Source organism: Pseudomonas sp. LSJ-87 (genome assembly GCF_032971465.1).
GTDB lineage: Bacteria > Pseudomonadota > Gammaproteobacteria > Pseudomonadales > Pseudomonadaceae > Aquipseudomonas > Aquipseudomonas putida_Z.
In genome coordinates this window covers 29,801-50,193 of the sequence record NZ_JAWJYQ010000022.1, presented here as the reverse complement: position 1 = coordinate 50,193, position 20,393 = coordinate 29,801, and the positions used below count along the sequence as shown (strand labels likewise).

Genomic DNA, 20,393 nt, shown 5'->3' with positions numbered 1-20,393 from the left:
GGGGCAATGACGGCCAGCCGGGAAACCAAGGTTCGATCCATGAGCATTATATAGTGCCCATGCCCGGTGCACAGGTGTTGAGGTGGCCGCCCATTGCCGCTGGAGACACCACATGACATCCGTTGATTTCCCCCCTGACTCGGTCGATACGCTGATTGCCCGCCAGTTGCCCGATTGGCTCACGCATGCCCCAGCCGACCGGCGGAGCACTTTCCTGAAGGCCTTGCGCAAACAGGAACAGACCACCCGCAACCTGGGCGAGGTGCTACACAAGATTCCATCGCTGGAAGCGTTTGCCCGGCAACTGCTTACCGCTGGCCTGCAGCAAGCCGGGGTCAGCAATGAGCAGGCGTGGCGTTGGCAGGTGTTCCAGCAGGAATCGGAGTTCCAGCCATCCGTGCAACCGGGGATACGCAAGGCATACCCTGTCAGTTGGTCTACACGCAATTTGTTGACCGCCGCGCTGCACAACTATCACGTAAACGAGACAAAGGCTGACTCCCTGCGAAAAGCCTATTTCCTGGACGGGAATGGCAGGAGGCTGCCCTTGAAGTTCGAGGTGTTCGCGAAGCTGTGCAGGCAATTGGATGTGGGTGGAAGATACCAGGCCAAGCTCGATACCTGCCTGAAGCCGAGTGATCCACAAGGCGCCGCGCCGGGGCAGGCCGAGCGCGAGGTACACAAACTGTTCGAAGACAATCAGCGCGCGCATTTTCAGGTCGCTGTGTACATGGCTTTGTTCAAGGGCGCGCTGGACGAACGCAGCTATCTGCAACTGTTGCCCGTGTTGGCTGAAACCCCGATGGTGCCGGCATTGCCCCAGGTGACCACGGCGCGGCAACTCTATCTGCTGGGGAAATGCATCCGCGGTGTAGTGACCCTCGAAGTGGCACAGGCAGGCGGCGGTGGTATCGAGGGGGTCATTGCCTGGATTCCCGGCGACCCGACCACCCCTGTCGCTCGGTTTGCCACCTGGCAAGCGCTATACGCTGCACTGGCCGTTCGTTTGCAGAGCCCGGGCTACCGTGCATTCTTCGCTCGGTTTGTCAGTGAGCGGGACCGAGGCCGTTTCTTTACCCTGTTGACCGAGCGCCTGGCGAAGAGGGCGGGTTCGGCTATCGAGCTCGACGGTCGCCACCTGGCTATCACTGAACCGCTGTACGTCCACCTGCGACGCTTGCAGATAGGCAAGATCTACGACGATGCCCGCCTGCTCGCCGTGCCCACGGGCGATGAAGACCAGCAGGCCCGTAACGAGCGGTTCAACGCCTATGCATCGCTGGGGTTGGACCTGCTCAACCTGGCGGGCCTGTTCGTGCCGGTTCTTGGGGAGGCATTGCTGGCGGTGGCTGCGGTGCAGGTGGCTTCTGAAGTCTATGAGGGCTACCAGGACTGGCGTATCGGGGATCGCGAGGGTGCGCTGGACCACCTTTTTGGTGTGGCGGAAAACGTCGCCACCGGTCTGCTCCTTGCCAAGGGCGGCGCGGCAGTGATCCAAGGCTTGAAGCGAGTCGCCTTCGTCGATGGCCTCGTACCGTTATCTGATGGCCTGGGCAAGGTAAGGCTGTGTTCGCCAAATCTCGAAGGATATGGCGTGGATGCTGCCGAGGCGAAATTGGCCGACGCTGGGGGCGCTTCCGATTACCGTCTGCTGCGCAGTGAAGAGTCGGCCTTTCAGGTCTGGGACGATCCGCAGGACGGGATACCGCGTATTCGTCACCCGGACCGCGCCGAGGCACTTGCGCCGTGGGTGGAGGACAATGGCGGTGGTTGGCATCATGCGCTCGAGCAGCCACAGCGTTGGCAGGGCGCTGCTCGCCTGATGCGGCGCCTGGCGGCGAGCCTGGCAGAATTGCCTGATGAAACGGCGCACCAGCTGTTGCAGATCACCGGCCTGAAGCTGGAGCAGCTTCGCCGGCTGCGTGTGGAGAATGCTCCCGCTCCGGGCCGTTTACTGGACGCCTTCGAGTTCCATCAACTGCATGAGCAGATGCCATTGTTACGGGGGGCAGCGCTTGATCGCGTCTTCACCGAGCGCCAACCCAAGCCCAGTGCCGAGGCAGCTGCCTTGCTTGTGCGTGACTTCCCCACGTTGTCTGCGCACGAGTTGGACGAGTTGCTTGGCCAGGCTTCTGGTGTGCAACTCGATAACCTGGCCCAAGGTCAGCGAGTGCCGCTGGCGCTGGCGGAACGTGCGCGCTGGCTACTGCATGACACTCGTCTCGATCGGGCCTGCGCCGGCGTGCGCCTGCTGCGCGCGGCCAATGCAGACAGCGAGGCCTTGGCGTTGGGGCTCGTATCGGAAGCCGCCCCGTGGCCGGAATCGGTTCGCGTGGAGCTGCGTGAGGCGCAGCTAAACGGCCGGCTCTTGATGGCTTTCGGCGCGGAGCAAGCTGCTGATGTGCGTTGCATCGTCAGGGGCGAGCAGGGATACCATCTTGCTGACGCTGCCAGCCAGAGTCTGGAGCTTTCACAAGCGCTGCTGCGCCTGCTCGAGGACGATCAGAAAGGGCTGCTCGGCGGTATCGAAGGGGAGCAGGGCCTGCGTGATTCCCTGGCTACCCTGGCCGCTGCCGACCGTGAACGGGCCGCGCGGCTGATCGGCTTGGCGCCGGTCGGGCAGGGGTTGCGCCCGGTGCACAGATTTGCCGACGGGCGAATCGGGTATCCTCTCAGTGGCCGCGCCGAAAGCAGCCGACAGGCAATCAGAAGCGGTATTCACCAGGTTTTCCCGACGTTGACCGATGAGCAGATGGACGCTTACCTGGCGGAGCTCATGCAACATTCGACTGGGCTATGGGAACACTTCAGCCAGCTCCAGCAGCAGCTTTCCCGGTTGCGGGAGGCGTTGCATGGCTGGTGCGCCGAGGCTCCAGGTGTACTTGAGTATGCCAGGCGACGCCGGGTGGCCCGGCAGGTACGGCGAAGCTGGCGGCGGAAAATAACCAATCACGCCGGCGAATGTGTTCTGACAATCGACGGAGAGCGGCTTGGCTCCCTGCCGGTGCTGCCCGCTGGGCTGGATTTCGGACACGTCAGCAGGCTGGTGCTGCGCAACATGAACCTGAGCGAGGTCCGTGCAGACTTCCTGTCACGTTTCGGCAACCTGATCGAGTTGGACCTCGGTGGCAATCGTCTCGAGCAAGTGCCTGTCGGGCTCGAGCGACTGTCGCGTCTGCTGCGTTTGAACCTTTCCGGCAACCGTATCGTGATGAATGTCGCCAGTGAACGGCGCCTGGCCAGCCTGGGGCGGCTGGCGATGCTGGACCTGAGCCACAACCCGTTGGGGCGCGCGCCTGTGCTGACCGGCTTGCACCAACTTACTGATGTTCGGCTGCGCGACGCAGGCCTGGAGACGACGCCCGCGGACGTGATCCTGCGTGGGCATGTGGACTTGAGGGAAAACCGTATTCGCCAGTTGCGCCAGGAACTGAACGGCTTGGGCGAGCAATTGCAGTCGTTCAGCCTGCATGACAACCCGCTCGATGCCCAGGGCGAGGCCGCGCTTGATCGGGCTGCCGGTGTTGACCGCGCTGGCAGCAGGGGTGGTGGCTCGTTCCGCCATCGTGCTGTTGACCAGGCTGTCCGCGATGCCTGGGTCGGTAAAGACAGCGCATTGAAAGCGCCCAGGGCCGCATTGTGGGAGTCGTTACACCAGGAGCCCGATGCGCAAGGGCTGTTCCAGGTTCTTGCGGACTTTCTCGACAGCGACGATTTTCATGAACATCCCGGTTATTTCCGTAAACGCATCTGGCGCATCCTTCAGGCATGCGAGCAACATGAACAGCTGCGGTTGCGGGTGTTTGCCGAGGCCTTGGCCCCCCGCACCTGCGAAGACCAGATGCTGTTGATTCTGGAGCAACTGGAGTTGAGCTTGCTGGCGGAGCGGGTGAGCAGCCGTGTTCCAGCGGCGGAGCTGGAAGAGGGGCTGGTTCGTCTGGGGCGGCAACTGGCTCGCCTGGATGCGGTCGACCGGTTCGCCGCTGCGCATATCAGGCAGTTGCGCAGAGTGGATGCGTCGATCGTGGACGATATCGAAACGAGGCTTTTTTTCAGGCTGCGCCTGCGGCAGCCGCTTGACCTGCCAATCGTGCCGGACACGATGCACTTCGAAGAATTCGCGAGAGTCACCGAGCAGGAGCTGCGCAGTGTTCAGAGTAGTGTGCTGGAAATGGAAAACCGAGAGGACCTGATCGTCTCGCTCGCCCAGCGCCCGTTCTGGGAGGCGCATGTGCGCCAGCGTTACCCAGGTCGCTTCGACGAGGTGCGGCAGCGCTTCGACCTGCGCCTGGAACAGATCGAGGCGGACCTGGCCGCGCAGCGCATCGATGAATGGACCCACGTACAACGCGGCAGGACGGTCATGAGTGATTATCAGGTTGCCGAACGTGACTTGATAAGCACGTTGGCCAGGGAAGCTTATGACCGGTTGAACCTGTGACTGCAGCGGTTACGCACCCGGTGCGAACTCACGGACGACTTGCTCGCCGTTCCGTGGGTGCGGGCAGACCACGGGTCACGCCGCTTGGGTGCGCGCCTGCTGCTCTCGTTGCAGATAGTCTGCAAGCGCCTGTTGCTCGCCGGTGCTGGTGAACAGGCCCAGCTTGGTGCGGCGCCAGAGAATGTCTTCAGCGCTGCATGCCCATTCGTTGCGTGCAAGGTAGTCCACCTCCCGGCCGAACAACCCGCCGCCAATGGCCTGGCCCAGGTCTTCCGGCCCTTGCACGCCATCCAGCAACTGCCATACGCGGCTGCCATAGGTCAGCACCCAGCGCCTGGCGATATCGACCGGCAACCAGCCACAACGCGCCAGCACCGCATCGACCAGAGCCTGCACCGTGGTCATCTGCTCACCACCTGGTAGCGGCGCGCCAGCGGTCCAGCTACCGCGCATCTGTGGGAAGTGTGGCTTGAGCTCGGCCATGGCCGACTCGGCCAGTTTGCGGTAGGTGGTCAGCTTGCCACCGAAAACCGAGAGCAACGGCGCTTGCCCTTCACTGGCGGACAGCGCCAGGGTGTAGTCGCGGGTGACCGCGGACGGATTGTCCGATTCGTCGTTGCACAGTGGGCGCACGCCGGAATAGGTGTGCACGATGTCGCTGAGGCTGAGCTGGTGGTTGAAATGGGCGTTGACCACCTTGAGCAGATAATCGGTTTCCTGCTCGGTGATCGCGACTTTGGCGGGGTCGCCGCTGTATTCGCGATCGGTGGTGCCGATCAGCGTGAAGCGCTCCAGGTACGGGATGCAGAAGACGATGCGCTGGTCCTCGTTCTGCAGGATGTAGGCATGTTCGCCTTCGTACATGCGCGGCACGATGATATGGCTGCCCTGGATCAGGCGGATGCCATAGGGGGCATCGAGCTTGAGGTCATCCTTGATGAAGCTGGCAACCCACGGGCCGGCAGCGTTGACCAGGGCGCGGGCGCGAATGGTCTGCAGGCGGCCGTCAGCGTGCTGCAACTCCACCTGCCACAGGCCATCCACACGCTCCGCGCGCAGGCAACGGGTACGGGTATGGATATGGGCACCTTTTTCCCGTGCGGCCATCGCATTCAGCACTACCAGGCGGGCATCGTCCACCGCGCAGTCGGCATATTCGAAGCCACGGCTGATTGCAGGCTTGAGCGGGTAGCCCGGGCCGAAGCGCAGGCTGCGCGAAGCACCCAGGCGCTTGCGCTTGCCGAGGTGATCGTAGAGGAACAGGCCGGCGCGAATCATCCAGGCCGGGCGCAGGTGCGGGCGGTGCGGCAGCACGAAGCGCATCGGCTTGACGATGTGCGGGGCTTTGGCCAGCAGCACTTCGCGCTCGGCCAGTGCTTCACGCACCAGGCGGAACTCGTAGTGCTCCAGGTAGCGCAGGCCACCGTGGATCAGTTTGCTGCTGGCCGACGAGGTGTGCTGGGCCAGGTCGTCCTTTTCGCAGAGGAATACCTTGAGGCCACGCCCGGCGGCGTCGGCAGCAATGCCCACGCCATTGATGCCGCCGCCGATCACGGCGAGGTCATAGCAGTCGGCGACTGGGGGCTGGGACGAAACGGGCTGGGACACGGGCAAGGCCTCCTGGGGCTGTTTACATCGAATATGAACATTGATGTTCGTTTTCGAAAATACTAGCGCAACAGAAAGCCGGTCGCCAGTCAGTCTTTATAGAAAAAACTGATCAGATGACAATGAAATGAACATTTACGAAAATTTTGGATGATCGGTTTGAAAGGTGTGGCGTCTGTGGGATCGAGCGCGGCGCGGACGACGCTCGATCTCACAGGCGCGACAAGCCTTGCGGCATGCGCCTGTCAGCCCTCAAACCACCTCAAGCCGGATCTTGTAGTGGTTCAGCAGCTGGGTGAGGGCGGGGGTTGGCGCCTGGTCGGTTACCAGGCAGTCGACCAGGCTGATCGAGCCCATGCGCACCATGGCGTTGCGCCCGAACTTGCTGGAGTCGGCGGCAAGGATCACTTGACGGGCATTGGCGATGATCGCCTGGGACACCCGCACTTCCTGGTAGTCGAAATCGAGCAGGCTGCCGTCTTCGTCGATGCCGCTGATGCCCACCAGGGCGAAGTCGACCTTGAACTGGTTGATGAAGTCGACACTGGCCTGGCCGACAACGCCGCCATCACGGCGCACCGTGCCACCTGCCACCAGCACTTCGAAATCGTCCTTGGCGGCAAGGATCGCGGCCACGTGCAGGTTGTTGGTGATGACTTTCAGGTGGTTGTGGTTGAGCAGCGCCCGGGCGATGGATTCGGTGGTGGTGCCGATATTGATGAACAGCGAGGCATGGTCGGGAATCTGCCGGGCCACGGCTTCGGCGATGCGTTGCTTTTCGTCACGCATCTGGTCGGCGCGCATGGCGTAGGCGGTGTTCTCGATACTCGAATCGTAGGCCGCGCCCCCGTGGTAGCGGCGTAGCAGATTGAGCTCGGCCAGCTGGTTGATATCACGGCGGATGGTTTGCGGTGTGACGACGAACAGCTGCGCCATTTCTTCGATACTGACGTAACCGCGTTCGCGCACCAGTTCGAGGATTTGTTGTTGGCGAGGGGGCAGATTCATGGGCGGTCCTTTGGGGCTGCCGGACAAATGCTGCAATGATGCCGTAGGACGCGGACTACGACCAGTAGACTATCGGGCCGGCTGTTTCACGCGATCCCCTGTGGGAGCGGCCTTGTGTCGCGAAAGGGCTGCAAAGCAGCCCCAGCAATTTCAACTATTGCGCATCAATCCTGGGGCCGCGTTGCGGCCCTTTCGCGACACAAGGCCGCTCCCACAGGTACAGCGACAACCTCGAGATCAACGCTGCACCCACAGGATTTGGACAAGCTATCGCGCCGGGGATCACGCCTCGTGATCTTCCCAGTCACGGGTACGGTCGACTGCCTTCTTCCAGCCGGCATACAGCTTCTCTTTCTGCGTTTCATCCAGCTGCGGGCTGAACTCGCGCTCGATGATCGCCTTGTCGCGCAGTTCGTCCAGGCCGCTCCAGAAGCCACAGGCCAGGCCTGCCAGGTAGGCCGCACCCAGCGCGGTGGTTTCGCGCATCTTCGGCCGCTCCACGCAGGTGCCGAGGATGTCGGCCTGGAACTGCATGAGGAAGTTGTTGGCCACCGCACCGCCGTCCACGCGCAACTCGGACAGGCGCTGGCCGCAGTCCTGCTGCATGGCGTCGAGCACGTCGCGGGTCTGGTAGGCGATCGATTCCAGAGCGGCGCGGATGATGTGGTCCACCTTCACGCCACGGGTCAGGCCGAACAGTGCGCCACGGGCATACGGGTCCCAGTACGGAGCACCCAGGCCGGTGAAGGCAGGCACCAGATATACGCCGTTGCTGTCCTTGACCTTGCTGGCAAAGTATTCGGTATCCAGTGCGTCGTTGACGATCTTCAGTTCGTCACGCAGCCACTGCACGGTGGAACCACCATTGAACACCGCGCCCTCCAGCGCATAGGCCACTTCGCCTCGCGGGCCGCAGGCGATGGTGGTGAGCAGGCCATGGGACGACTTCACCGCCTGGTCGCCGGTGTTCATCAGCAGGAAGCAGCCGGTGCCATAGGTGTTCTTGGCCTGGCCCGGCTCCACGCACATCTGGCCGAACAGTGCCGACTGCTGGTCGCCGGCGATACCGGCAATGGCGATGCCGCTCTTGGTGTGGCCGTAGACCTCGGAGGAAGGGCGTACCTCGGGCAGCATCTGCCGTGGGATGCCGAGGATTTCCAGGAGCTTGTCATCCCACTGCAGGCTGTGGATGTTGAACATCAGCGTGCGCGAGGCGTTGGTGTAATCGGTGACATGCACCTTGCCACCGGAGAACTTCCAGATCAGCCAGGTATCGATGGTGCCGAACAGCAGTTCGCCGCGCTCGGCGCGTTCACGGGCGCCCTCGACATTGTCGAGGATCCACTTCAGCTTGGTGCCGGAGAAGTACGGGTCGGTGACCAGGCCGGTGGTTTCGCGAATGTAGGCTTCATGGCCGTCGCGCTTGAGCTGGGCGCAGATCTCGGTGCTGCGGCGGCACTGCCAGACGATGGCGTTGTACACCGGGCGGCCGGTTTCCTTGTCCCATACCACGGTGGTTTCACGCTGGTTGGTGATACCCAGTGCGGCGACCTGAGCGTGGCTGATGCCCGCCTGGGCCAGGGCCTCGACCATGGTCGCGCTCTGCGTGGCGAAGATTTCCATCGGGTCGTGCTCGACCCAGCCCGCTTGCGGGTAGTGCTGGGCAAATTCGCGCTGAGAGGTACCCACCACATTGGCGTCGCGGTCGAAAATGATGGCCCGCGAACTGGTGGTGCCCTGGTCCAGGGCGATGATGTAGTTCTTATCCTGGGTGTCTGTCATGGTCGTAGGCCTTGCGAAAATAGGGGTTCAGGGCTGGGCGTGATGCCGGCGTCAATTGACTTGAGTATCGCCCTGGCGATTGTCATTTGTCTCAGGGTTCACGGCGGCTGCCATTGGCAGGTTGCGGGCGATCAGGCCGCGATAGGTCGCGGCGCCCAGGCAGGCGCCAAGGATCGGTGCGAACACCGGAACCAGGAAATAAGGCATGTCCCGACCGCCAGTGAAGGCGATTTCGCCCCAACCGGCCAGGAAGGTCATGAGTTTTGGTCCGAAATCGCGGGCCGGGTTCATGGCAAAGCCGGTCAACGGGCCCATGGCGCTGCCGATCACGGCGATCAGCAGGCCGATCAGCAGCGGGGCCATGGCGCCGCGCGGCAGGCCGTTGTTGTCGTCGGTCAGGGCCATGATCACGGCCATCAGGATGGCGGTGATGATCACTTCGACCAGGAACGCCTGGCCGGTGGACAGCGATGGGTGCGGATAGGTGGAGAACACCGAGGCCAGTTCCAGGCTGGCTTCGCTACCGTGCAACATGGCGTGGGTTTGTTCGAAATCGAAGAACAGGTTGCTGTACAAGGTGTAGACCAACGCTGCGCCACAAAATGCGCCGCATACCTGGGCCAGCATGTAGAAGGGCAGCTTGCGCTTGTCGAAACCGGCGAACAGGGTGAGGGCGATGCTCACCGCAGGGTTCAGGTGCGCGCCGGAAACACCGGCGGTGAGGTAGATCGCCATGCTGACGCCCACGCCCCAGATGATACTGATTTCCCAAAGGCCGAAGCTGGCGCCCGCGACCTTGAGCGCGGCGACGCAGCCGGTACCGAAGAAGATGAGCAGGGCAGTGCCGAGGAACTCGGCCAGGCATTGGCTGGACAGCGCGGGTTGGCGTAGAGCAGTCGTCATGTATGACCTCGTTTTTTTTGTTGTGAGGCGCGTGGCGCTCGACAGCAAAGCCCGGAGTCTATCCCCGTTGATCCCAGGCAGATGTAGGAAATGCACCTTAAAAGTGCACCATTTATTCAGAAACGAAAAAATATAGACAAGAAACGCTGATGTCAAAGGTCGAAAGTGAACGGCCGGTCACGATCTGGATGCTGGTTTCAGGTGCGGATCCGCGTACTAGAGGCGCGCAGTTGCGGTGCGCTGGCTGAGGTGTGGGAATTGTCCTAAAGTAGCCGCCGAGCTGTCCCCGACCGGAGCCCCTGCATGACCCCCGCCCTAGACCTGTTGAAGAAACACCGTGCCGAGCATCGTGTGCACAGTTACGAACATGACCCCAAATCGGCGTCATACGGCCTGGAGGCGGCGGAAAAGCTCGGTCTCGACCCGCAGCAGGTGTTCAAGACCTTGCTGGCGAGCAGTGAGAAAGGTGAATTGCTGGTGGCGGTGGTGCCTGTGGTGGGTACGCTCGACCTCAAGGCCCTGGCCCATGCTGCCGGGGTGAAAAAGTGCGAGATGGCCGACCCGGCGGTTGCGCAGCGGGCCACGGGGTACCTGGTGGGGGGGATCAGCCCGCTGGGGCAGAAGAAGCGCCTGCGTACCTTCATCGATGACTCGGCGCAGAACTTTGCAACCATCCATGTCAGCGCCGGGCGGCGTGGGCTGGAGGTGGAGTTGGCGGCCGTGGTGCTGGCGGAACACACCCAGGGCAAGTTTGCCGGGATCGGTAGAGGCTGAGAATCTTGGGGGCTGCTTTGCAGCCCATCGCCGGCAAGCCAGCTCCCACAGGTACAGCGTTTCCTACAGGGCATGTGGTGATTCTGTGGGAGCTGGCTTGCCGGCGAAAGGGCCGCAAAGCGGCCCTAAAATTTCGAATCAGGTCGCCGAACTGTACCGGCGCACCCCGTTCTCCTGCCGCGGCAACTGCGCCGCCACGCTGCCCGGAACCGGGAACAGCACCAGGTGATCGGCCTTGACCGCAATCCCCACATCCTCGCCGACCTGATGGTCGTTATGGCTAGGGAAGATCGCCTCCAGCTGGCTGCCGGTCGGCAACTGCAGGCGGTACAGGGTCGATGCCCCAAGGAAGCTCTTGCCGACGATGTTCGCCTGCAGCGCGCTGCCCGGTGCGTGGACGATATCGTCAGGGCGCAGCAGCACATCCACCGAGCTGCCCGGCGCCATGATGTAGGCACGGTTGCCGCGCAGTTCACCCAGCTCGGTATTGACCGCTTCGTGGCTGATCATCTGCCCACGGATGAAATACCCCTGGCCAATGAAGCTGGCCACGAACGGCGTCTGCGGCTCGTGGTAAAGGTTGTAGGGCGTGTCCCACTGCTCCAGGCGGCCTTCCTTGAACACGCCAACCTGGTCGCTGACGGCAAAGGCCTCTTCCTGGTCATGGGTCACCAGGATGGCGCTGGTGCCGCGGCTCTTGAGAATGTCGCGAACCTCATGGCTCAGGCGCCGGCGCAGCTCCACGTCAAGGTTGGAGAATGGCTCGTCGAGCAGCAGCAGTTGCGGCTCCGGTGCCAGCGCACGAGCCAGGGCGACCCGTTGCTGTTGGCCGCCGGACAGTTCATGCGGGTAGCGCCCGCCCAGGCCGCCCAGCTTGACCAGCTCGAGCATCTCTTCGATGACCTCGGCCTGGCGCGGGTGCTTGGCGATGCCGAAGGCAATATTCTGTGCCACGGTCAGGTGCGGGAACAGCGCGTAATCCTGGAACACCATGCCGATGCGGCGTTTTTCCGGGGCCAGGGTGAAGCCAGCCCGGGAAATGACCTCGCCAGCCAGCTGGATCTCGCCGTCGTGCACGGGTTCGAAACCGGCGATGGCGCGCAGGGTGGTGGTCTTGCCGCAACCGGATGAACCCAGCAGGCAACCGATGTCGCCTGCGTTCAGGTGCAGATTGAGGTTCTGAACGATGCGCTGGTCGCCATAGCCGCAGGCGAGGTTGCGCAGGTTGAGCAGTAGGGGTTGACTCATGCGTGGTGGTAAGCCGGTTCTACAAGGAATTCGAGAAGGGCCTTCTGTGCATGCAGGCGGTTTTCAGCCTGGTCCCAGGCGACCGAACGTGGGTCGTCGAGCAGGTCATGGCTGATTTCCTCACCACGGTGGGCTGGCAGGCAGTGCATGAACAGGGCGTCGGATGCCGCCAGGTCGAGCAGTTCGCGGGTGACCTGGTAAGGCGCGAAATGCGCCAGGCGCCGTGCAGTTTCCTCCTCCTGGCCCATGGAAGTCCAGACATCCGTGGTCACCAGATGGGCGCCGCGCACGGCTTCCTTCGGGTCACGCACGATCTGCACGTGGTCACCACCAATGGCCATGAAGCGTGGGTCCGGCTCGTAGCCTTCCGGGCAGGCGATGCGCAGCTGGAAGTCGAACTGCCTGGCTGCCTCGATGTACGAGTTGCACATGTTGAAGCCATCGCCGATCCAGGCCACGGTCTTGCCCTGGATCGAGCCGCGATGTTCGAGGAAGGTCTGCATGTCGGCCAGCAATTGGCACGGGTGCGACTCGTCGGACAGCGCGTTGATCACCGGCACACGCGAGTTGGCGGCGAATTCGGTCAGGGTGCTGTGGGCGTGGGTACGGATCATCACCACGTCGAGCATGCTCGACAGCACGATGGCACTGTCGCCGATCGGCTCGCCACGGCCCAGCTGGGTGTCGCGCGGGGACAGGAAGATGGCCTGGCCGCCGAGCTGGATCATGCCGGCCTCGAACGACACGCGGGTACGGGTCGAGGACTTCTCGAAGATCATGCCCAGCACGCGGTTCTTCAGCGGCTCGAACAGCACGCCTCGCTTGCGCAGGTCCTTCAGCTCGATGCCGCGGCGGATCACCCCGAGCAATTCGTCGGTGGTGAAGTCCAGCAGGGAGAGAAAGTGCCTAGCGCTCATGATTGACTACCTTATCTGCAACGGTATGCAGGTCGACCGTATGGTTTTTTTTGACAACGGGAGTGACCTGCGGCGTAAGCCGCACGGGGGCGGACGAAATAGGGAAAGGCGCAATACTATAAGTAAATGTCGCCTGAAGCCAAGAGGGGAAACAGCTGCCCAGTACCAAAGGGTGTTGCAAAGGGTGTCTTTACCCGACGGGCAGTGCTGTTTTTTATTTGCTACAGAGGGTTGTACACGGCTTGCCGGCAATTTGGCAAATGGCTGTCGCAAATCGTGTGCCTGATGTCGGTGGATTCACGCCGCGAAGCGCGCTGGCCGGCGGCGGGGGCTGGGCGCATAGTCGATGTTCGACAACCCTCTACACATCCTCCATGACAACAAGGCAGAGGCGGCCATGACCAAGACCCTGCATCACCGTGCCTGTCACCTGTGCGAAGCGATCTGTGGGCTGAACATCGAAGTGAGCCATGACGACGACGGGCGGGCGCTGATCAGTTCGATCAAGGGCGATCCCCAGGACCCGTTCAGCCGCGGCCATGTCTGCCCAAAGGCCGTGGCCCTGCAGGACATCCAGAACGACCCCGACCGCCTGCGCCAGCCGCACAAGCGGGTGGGCGAGCACTGGCATGCCATCGGCTGGGACGAGGCCTTTGCCTTGGCCGCCGACAGGCTGTGGGCGATCCAGCAGGCCCATGGGCGCAATGCCGTGGCGGTGTACCAAGGCAACCCGAGCGTGCACAACTACGGCCTGATGACCCACAGCAACTACTTTCTGGGCCTGCTGAAAACCCGCAACCGCTTCTCTGCCACCTCGGTGGACCAGTTGCCCCAGCACCTGGTCAGCCACCTGATGTACGGCCATGGCCTGCTGCTGCCGATTCCGGACATCGACCAGACCGGTTTCATGCTGATTCTCGGCGGCAACCCGCTGGCATCCAACGGCAGCATCATGACCGTGCCGGACGTGGAAAAACGCCTGAAAGCCCTGCAGGCAAGGGGTGGGCGCCTGGTGGTGGTGGACCCGCGACGCAGCGAAACGGCGGCGATGGCCGACAGTCACCTGTTCATTCGCCCTGGAGGGGATGCGGCCTTGTTGTGTGGCTTGCTCAACACCCTGTTCGCTGAAGGCCTGGCGCGCGGCTCGCACTTGCCGGTCGCGGGTCTGCAGCAGGTGCGCGAAGCGATCGCGCCGTTCAGCGCGGAGGCCATGAGTGCGCACTGTGACATTGCCGCGACAGACATCCGCCAGCTGGCACGGGACTTCGCCGCGGCCGACAAGGCGGTGTGCTACGGCCGCATGGGGGTTTCGACCCAGGCCTACGGCACCCTTTGCCACTGGCTGGTGCAACTGATCAACCTGGTGACCGGCAACCTTGACCGTGAAGGCGGCGCGTTGTGCACCGAGCCTGCCGTCGACCTGGTGGCGACCACCTCGGGTGGCCATTTCAACGCTTGGCAGAGCAGGGTGTCGGGCTTGCCCGAGTACGGCGGCGAACTGCCCGTGGCGGCCTTGGCCGAGGAAATGCTGACACCCGGCGAAGGGCAGGTGCGCGCGCTGGTGACGGTGGCTGGCAACCCCGTGCTGTCCACGCCCAACGGCCGCCAGCTGGATGTGGCGCTGGAGGGGCTGGAGTTCATGCTCAGCATCGACCTGTACATCAACGAAACCACCCGCCATGCCGACCTGATCCTGCCCTCCACCTCGGCGCTGGAAAACGACCATTACGACTCCACGTTCAACTTGCTGGCCGTGCGCAACGTGACCCGCTTCAATCGGGCGGTCCTGGCCAAGCCCGAAGGGGCATTGCATGACTGGGAGATTTTCGTCGGGCTGGCACAAGCGTTCGCCAAACGCGCCGAGCTGGAGTTGAAGCCGACCTGGGCGCCAGCGCAGATGATCGACCTGGCCCTGCGCAAGGGGCGCTATGGTGAAGCGACGCCCTGGCAGTTGTCGCTGGCAGCGCTGGACGAGCACCCGCATGGCCTCGACCTGGGGCCATTGCGCGCCAACCTCGCAGCGCGCCTGACGACTGCCAGCAAGGCTGTCGAAGCGGCGCCCCAGGTGCTGCTGGACGACCTGGGGCGGTTGGCGCAACAAGCCCCTCCGACGCCGGGCGAACTGCTGCTGATCGGCCGTCGCCATGTACGCAGCAACAATTCGTGGATGCACAATTTTCATCGGCTGGTGAAAGGCAAACCGCGACATCAGTTGTTGATGCACCCGCAGGACCTGCAGCAGCGGCAGCTGCAGGACGGCCAGCGGGTTCGTATCCGCTCGCGTACCGGGGAGCTTGAAGTCGAGGTGCAGGCCTGCGAGGACATGATGCCGGGCGTGGTGAGCCTGCCCCATGGCTTCGGTCACTCTCGTCGGGGCGTGCACATGCAGACCGCCCAGGCGCAACCTGGCGTGAGCGCCAACGACCTCACCGATGAGCGCCTGCGTGATCAGGTTTCCGGCAATGCCGCCCTCAATGGCGTACCCGTGCAGGTAGAGGCCGCGTAAGGAACGGTAAGGCCGAGCATGCTGCTCGGCTTTCCGATACAATGCGTCACCGTGCCGACGACCGCGTCGGAAAGTTCAGCCGAGGTGCTACATGGATATCATCGAAACGATCAAAGAGCAGATTGCCAACAACACCATTCTGCTTTACATGAAAGGCTCGCCGAATGCCCCGCAGTGTGGCTTCTCTGCGCGTGCATCGCAGGCCGTGATGGGTTGTGGCGAGAAGTTCGCCTACGTCGACATCCTGCAGAACCCGGAAATCCGTGCGAACCTGCCAAAGTACGCCAACTGGCCGACCTTCCCGCAACTGTGGGTAGCCGGTGAGCTGGTCGGCGGCAGCGACATCATGCTGGAAATGTTCGAAAAGGGTGAGCTGCAGACCCTGATCAAGGAAGCGGCTGCCAAGGCCAAGGCTTCCGAAGCCTGAATTTCCGGCAAGCATGAAAAAACCCGCTCATCGCGGGTTTTTTCATGGGGCGAATATTTATTCTTCGCCCATCTGCGACTGCAGGTAGTTCTCGATACCAATCTTGTCGATCAGCCCCAGTTGGGTTTCCAGCCAGTCGATGTGTTCTTCCTCGGACTCGAGGATGTCTTCGAGCATGTCACGCGAGCCGAAGTCGCCAGCGGTTTCGCAATGGGCGATGGCTGCTTTCAGGTCGACCAGGCCTTTCTGTTCGATCTTCAGGTCGCATTCGAGCATTTCCTTGGTGTGCTCGCCAATCAGCAGCTTGCCCAGGTCCTGGACGTTGGGGATGCCTTCGAGGAAGAGAATACGCTTGATCAGTTTGTCAGCGTGCTTCATCTCGTCGATGGATTCCTTGTACTCGTGCTTGCCGAGTTTGTTCAGGCCCCAATCTTCGTACATGCGTGCGTGCAGGAAGTACTGGTTGATCGCGACCAGCTCGTTTCCGAGGATCTTGTTGAGATGCTGGATGACGCTTACGTCGCCTTTCATGTCGGGTTCCTGCCCTGTAGAAGTGTGCCAATACAGTGAAGTTTGAGCCCGATACTTAGGAGTGTCAAACCTAAGTTCTTGAATAATAAGTGAAAATTAATGGAAATAAGAATGTTTGTGAACCGCGTTGGAGCGCTAACTTATTGAATTGCGGGCATAAAAAACCGGACGCAAGCTCCGGTTCTTCGAATTCTGGGTTTTCAGGCCGCGGTAAATTCCACGGGGTAGGGCAGGGCTGCCTGGCTGACCTGGAGCTCGGTCAGGGTCTCGCGGACCACCTGCTTGGCCACGCAGGCACATTTGCCACACTGGCTGGCGACATTGGTCGCGGCTCGCACTTCCTTGTAGCTGCAGCATCCTTCATAGATCGCATCGCGGATCTGTCCGTCGGTAACGCCGACACAAAGACACACATACATAAAGGCTGACCATCGTTGGTGGGCTCGATGGGGTGGAGCTTAATGTTAATGAGAATGCTTGTCAAAGGAGTTTCTGAAAGGGCCGTGCTTGAGCGACCGGCGGTTGCTTCGTCGTTGGAGTCGGCCTGTCACCAGAAGCCGTGTATGATGGTCGGCCTTTGTTGGATGTCGGGCAAGCCCGTCTGGCCCGGCAAACGGTTTTTCACCCTCATCAGGAGATTACAATGAGCGTACTCGTTGGTAAGAAAGCCCCCGATTTCACCGTTCCGGCCGTGCTGGGCAATGGCGAGATCGTCGACAGCTTCAACCTGGCTTCGGCCATCAAGGGCAAGTACGGCCTGGTGTTCTTCTACCCGCTGGACTTCACCTTCGTCTGCCCGTCCGAGCTGATCGCCCTGGACAACCGCATCCCTGACTTCCAGGCGCGCAACGTGGAAGTGATCGGCGTGTCGATCGACTCGCACTTCACCCACAACGCCTGGCGTAACACCCCGGTCAACAACGGCGGTATCGGCCAGGTCAAATACACCCTGGCTGCCGACATGACCCACGAAATCTGCAAGGCCTACGACGTCGAGTCCGAAGGCGGCGTGGCCTTCCGTGGTGCCTTCCTGATCGACACCAACGGTGTTGTCCGTTCGCAGATCGTCAACGACCTGCCACTGGGCCGCAACATGGACGAGCTGCTGCGCCTGGTCGACGCCCTGCAATTCCACGAAGAGCACGGCGAAGTCTGCCCTGCCAACTGGAAAAAAGGCGACAAAGGCATGAACGCTTCGCCGGAAGGCGTTGCTGCCTACCTGAGCGAGAACGCTGGCAAGCTGTAATTGCCAAGCGCATGAAAAAACCGGCCCTTGTGGCCGGTTTTTTTGTGCCGTCCTGTGCCGGCCTCTTCGCGGGCTTGCCCGCTCCCACAGAAATCCCACAATGGCTGAGGCCACTGCAGTACCTGTGGGAGCGGGCATGCCCGCGAATGCTTTTTCAACTCAATCGTTGAAATCGCGCCAGCCGCCCATCTCTTTCCAGCGGTTGACGATGCCGCAGAACAGCTCGGCCGTCTTCTCGGTGTCATAACGCGCCGAATGCGCCTCACGCCCGTCGAAGTCGATGTCTGCGCTCTGGCAGGCCCGCGCCAGTACGGTCTGGCCATAAGCCAGGCCCGCCAGGGTAGCGGTGTCGAAGCTGGAGAACGGGTGGAACGGGTTGCGCTTCAGGTCATTGCGCGTTACCGCTGCATTGAGGAAGCCCAGGTCGAAGCTGCTGTTGTGGCCGACCAGGATCGCCCGCTTGCAGCCATTGGCCTTGAGCGCCTTGCGTACGCCGCGGAAGATGTCGGTCAGCGCACTTTCCTCGCTGACCGCCATGCGCAGCGGGTGGTCCAGCTTGATCCCGGTGAACTCCAGCGCGGCCGCCTCGATGTTGGCGCCCTCGAATGGCTCCACCCGGTGGAAGTAGGTGTGCTCGGGGAACAGGAAGCCCTTTTCGTCCATGCCGATGGTGACAGCGGCAATTTCCAGCAGGGCATCGGTAGCGCTGTTGAAGCCGCCGGTTTCAACATCTACCACTACCGGCAGATAGCCGCGGAAGCGCTCGGCCATCGGGTGGCGCGAGCCGCTGCTGCCTTGGGTGTCCAGGTCGTCTTCGTAGAGGTCTTCGCTCACGCGTTTTCCTCCAGCAGGCGCCAGCGCAGTTTTTCGCCGGCGCGCAGCGGGACCACGGTCTGCTCGCCAAACGGCAGGCTGTCCGGGGCGGTCCATTCTTCGCGGACCAGGGTAATGGTGTCGGTGTTCGCCGGCAGGCCGTAGAACGCCGGGCCGTGCAGGCTGGCGAAGCCTTCCAGCTTGTCCAGCGCGTTACGCTGCTCGAATGCTTCGGCGTACATCTCGATTGCCGCGTAGGCGGTGTAGCAACCGGCACAACCGCAGGCGGCTTCCTTGGCGTGACGGGCGTGCGGGGCCGAGTCGGTACCCAGGAAGAACTTCGGGTTGCCGCTGGTGGCCGCGTCCAGCAGCGCTACCTGGTGGGTGTTGCGCTTGAGGATCGGCAGGCAGTAGAAGTGCGGGCGAATGCCGCCAACCAGCATGTGGTTGCGGTTGTACAGCAGGTGCTGCGCGGTGATGGTCGCGCCGACGTTGGCCGGGGCCTCGGTGACGAACTGCGCGGCATCGCTGGTGGTGATGTGCTCGAACACCACCTTCAGCGTCGGGAAGCGCTCGACCACACGGCGCATGTGCTCGTCGATGAAGCGCTTCTCGCGGTCGAACACGTCGATCTCGCTGCGGGTCACTTCGCCATGCACCAGTAGCGGCATGCCAACTTCCGCCAGCGCCTCGATGGCCGGGAAGATGTTGTCGATGCTGGTCACGCCCGAGTCGGAGTTGGTGGTGGCGCCGGCAGGGTACAGCTTGGCGGCGTACACGAAACCGCTGGCCTTGGCCGCGCGGATGTCCTCGGGGCTGGTGCGGTCGGTGAGGTACAGCACCATCAGCGGCTCGAAGCGGCTGCCAGCCGGGCGGGCGGCCAGGATGCGCTCACGGTAGGCGCCGGCCTCGACGGCATTGCGTACCGGCGGAACCAGGTTGGGCATGATGATGGCACGGGCGAAAGTACGCGCCACGTCGCCAACGGTGTGGGGCAGGACGGCACCATCGCGCAGATGGATGTGCCAGTCGTCGGGACGCAGGAGGGTCAGGCGATCGGACATTGGGGATTCCAGGCGGGTCGAACTCAAGCCCCAATGCTACCGGAAAACCCTGGGTGGAGCACGGCTATCAAGTTTTCCGGCAGGCGTCCGATAGCCTGCAGGTAAGCCGTCAGAATTTGTGGAGCCGCCCGTGCGCCAGCGTTACCTAGCCCTGTTGACCCTGTTCGCCAGCCTGCCGGCCGGCGCGCTGACCTTCCAGACGCGCATGGAGAACATCGCCTGGAAGGTCGAGGGTGACCAGTTCGAGTGCCGGCTGATCCAGCCGATCGACGGCTTCGGCAGCGGCGAGTTCGTGCGCCGCGCGGGCGAGCAGCCGGTGTTCCAGCTGCGTTCGGACAGCAATGTACTGGGTGCGGGCACGGCCACCTTGCTGGCAGCCGCTGCGCCGTGGCAACCCGGGCGCAGCGACATCAACCTGGGCAGCGTGCGCATGGCTCGCACCGGGGTGCTGTTCAGTTCGTCCCAGGGCCAGGCCAGCCGCCTGATCAACGGCCTGCTCGATGGGCGCAGCACGGTGGTACGCAATTACGCCGGCGAGGCGGGCAGGCCGATGGAAGTGCGTGTGCTACCGGTCAGCTTCGCCAAGGCCTACAGCGACTATCAGGCCTGTGCCGGCAAGCTGCTGCCGATGAATTACGACCAGGTGCGCCAGACCCAGGTGGGCTTCCCCGGGGGCGGCTTCGAGCTGGATGGTGCGGCCAAGGCGCGGCTGGACGTGATCCTCGACTACATGAAGGCTGACCCGACGGTGAACCATGTCGAGCTCAACGGCCACTCCGACAACAGTGGCAACCGCCTGACCAATCGCGACATGTCGCGCCGCCGGGCACTGGCGGTGGCCGACTACCTCAAGGCCCATGGCGTTCCGGAAGAGCAGATTACCGTGCGTTTCCACGGCGAGCGTTACCCATTGGCGAAGAACACCAATGCTGCCAACCGGGCGCGTAATCGTCGGGTGAATATTGAACTGGATCGGGTGGCGGTGGTTGAAAAACCGGTGGAGAAGCCGGTTGAGCAGGCGGCGCCTGCTGCTCCGACGCCAGCGCCAGCCAGTCCGGCTGCTGCCGCGCCGGGGGCGAAGGCGCCCTGAGATCGGGTTGGTTGCCGGGTACATGGCAGGGGATT

Annotated in this window: 16 protein-coding genes; 6 read left to right on the top strand and 10 right to left on the bottom strand. The window is 62.6% G+C overall.

The genetic code is table 11. From position 1 onward, the window contains the following. Window positions 1-112 precede the first annotated feature (112 nt). Complete coding sequence (locus RYH74_RS14475) at window positions 113-4,441, top strand: NEL-type E3 ubiquitin ligase domain-containing protein (RefSeq protein ID WP_317409631.1); 4,329 nt, start codon at window positions 113-115, stop codon at window positions 4,439-4,441. A gap of 75 nt (window positions 4,442-4,516) precedes the next feature. On the opposite strand, the gene glpD is transcribed toward RYH74_RS14475, so the two are convergent. The 4 genes from glpD to RYH74_RS14455 form a co-directional block, all read right to left on the bottom strand. After that, window positions 4,517-6,049 carry a glycerol-3-phosphate dehydrogenase gene (gene glpD / locus RYH74_RS14470; protein ID WP_317409630.1) on the bottom strand — a complete coding sequence of 511 codons (1,533 nt, stop codon included), beginning with the start codon at window positions 6,047-6,049 and terminating at the stop codon, window positions 4,517-4,519. Window positions 6,050-6,301: 252 nt separating this feature from the next. Next, window positions 6,302-7,057: a DNA-binding transcriptional repressor GlpR gene (gene glpR / locus RYH74_RS14465; protein WP_075046150.1), complete on the bottom strand. Its 756-nt coding sequence runs from the start codon at window positions 7,055-7,057 to the stop codon at window positions 6,302-6,304. Window positions 7,058-7,339: 282 nt separating this feature from the next. Further along, complete coding sequence (gene glpK / locus RYH74_RS14460; RefSeq protein WP_075046149.1) at window positions 7,340-8,839, bottom strand: glycerol kinase GlpK; 1,500 nt, start codon at window positions 8,837-8,839, stop codon at window positions 7,340-7,342. 51 nt (window positions 8,840-8,890) lie between these two features. Next, entirely contained in the window at window positions 8,891-9,742 is an 852-nt protein-coding gene (locus RYH74_RS14455; RefSeq protein ID WP_317409629.1) for an MIP/aquaporin family protein, read from the bottom strand. A gap of 303 nt (window positions 9,743-10,045) precedes the next feature. On the opposite strand from RYH74_RS14455, the gene ybaK reads away from it, so the two are divergent. After that, on the top strand, window positions 10,046-10,516 hold the full coding sequence (gene ybaK, locus RYH74_RS14450) for a Cys-tRNA(Pro) deacylase (protein ID WP_075046147.1): 471 nt from the start codon (window positions 10,046-10,048) through the stop codon (window positions 10,514-10,516). 138 nt (window positions 10,517-10,654) lie between these two features. On the opposite strand, the gene RYH74_RS14445 is transcribed toward ybaK, so the two are convergent. Beyond that, window positions 10,655-11,764: an ABC transporter ATP-binding protein gene (locus RYH74_RS14445; RefSeq protein WP_025340392.1), complete on the bottom strand. Its 1,110-nt coding sequence runs from the start codon at window positions 11,762-11,764 to the stop codon at window positions 10,655-10,657. Next, a complete protein-coding gene (gene argF, locus RYH74_RS14440) occupies window positions 11,761-12,681 on the bottom strand; it encodes an ornithine carbamoyltransferase (protein WP_075046146.1) in 921 nt (306 codons plus the stop codon). Before argF ends, RYH74_RS14445 begins: the two co-directional genes overlap by 4 nt. Before the next feature lie 397 nt (window positions 12,682-13,078). Here argF and RYH74_RS14435 point away from each other — a divergent pair, with 397 nt between their 5' ends. Both RYH74_RS14435 and grxD read left to right on the top strand, forming a co-directional pair. Next, the gene (locus RYH74_RS14435; protein ID WP_075046145.1) at window positions 13,079-15,187 is read left to right on the top strand and encodes a molybdopterin-dependent oxidoreductase; all 2,109 of its coding nucleotides are present in this window, start codon (window positions 13,079-13,081) and stop codon (window positions 15,185-15,187) included. Window positions 15,188-15,278: 91 nt separating this feature from the next. Further along, window positions 15,279-15,614, top strand: coding sequence for a Grx4 family monothiol glutaredoxin (grxD, locus tag RYH74_RS14430; RefSeq protein WP_003254949.1), 336 nt, complete (start codon window positions 15,279-15,281; stop codon window positions 15,612-15,614). A gap of 57 nt (window positions 15,615-15,671) precedes the next feature. Here grxD and bfr read toward each other — a convergent pair whose 3' ends face one another. Together bfr and RYH74_RS14420 are read right to left on the bottom strand one after the other, a co-directional pair. After that, window positions 15,672-16,145, bottom strand: coding sequence for a bacterioferritin (gene bfr, locus RYH74_RS14425; RefSeq protein ID WP_003258014.1), 474 nt, complete (start codon window positions 16,143-16,145; stop codon window positions 15,672-15,674). Between the two features lie 200 nt (window positions 16,146-16,345). Next, entirely contained in the window at window positions 16,346-16,564 is a 219-nt protein-coding gene (locus RYH74_RS14420; RefSeq protein WP_003254947.1) for a bacterioferritin-associated ferredoxin, read from the bottom strand. A 224-nt stretch (window positions 16,565-16,788) separates the two neighbouring features. Between RYH74_RS14420 and RYH74_RS14415 the strand changes: the two genes are divergently transcribed. Then, window positions 16,789-17,391: a peroxiredoxin gene (locus RYH74_RS14415; RefSeq protein WP_003254945.1), complete on the top strand. Its 603-nt coding sequence runs from the start codon at window positions 16,789-16,791 to the stop codon at window positions 17,389-17,391. 159 nt (window positions 17,392-17,550) lie between these two features. Here the strand turns inward: RYH74_RS14415 and rnt are convergent, their stop codons facing one another. Together rnt and pyrC are read right to left on the bottom strand one after the other, a co-directional pair. Beyond that, the gene (gene rnt, locus RYH74_RS14410) at window positions 17,551-18,162 is read right to left on the bottom strand and encodes a ribonuclease T (RefSeq protein WP_230388460.1); all 612 of its coding nucleotides are present in this window, start codon (window positions 18,160-18,162) and stop codon (window positions 17,551-17,553) included. 59 nt (window positions 18,163-18,221) lie between these two features. Beyond that, window positions 18,222-19,268, bottom strand: a complete 1,047-nt coding sequence (gene pyrC / locus RYH74_RS14405) for a dihydroorotase (RefSeq protein ID WP_015271562.1) — start codon at window positions 19,266-19,268, stop codon at window positions 18,222-18,224. Between the two features lie 130 nt (window positions 19,269-19,398). On the opposite strand from pyrC, the gene RYH74_RS14400 reads away from it, so the two are divergent. Further along, entirely contained in the window at window positions 19,399-20,358 is a 960-nt protein-coding gene (locus RYH74_RS14400; protein WP_317409628.1) for a flagellar protein MotY, read from the top strand. The last annotated feature ends 35 nt before the right edge of the window (window positions 20,359-20,393 follow it).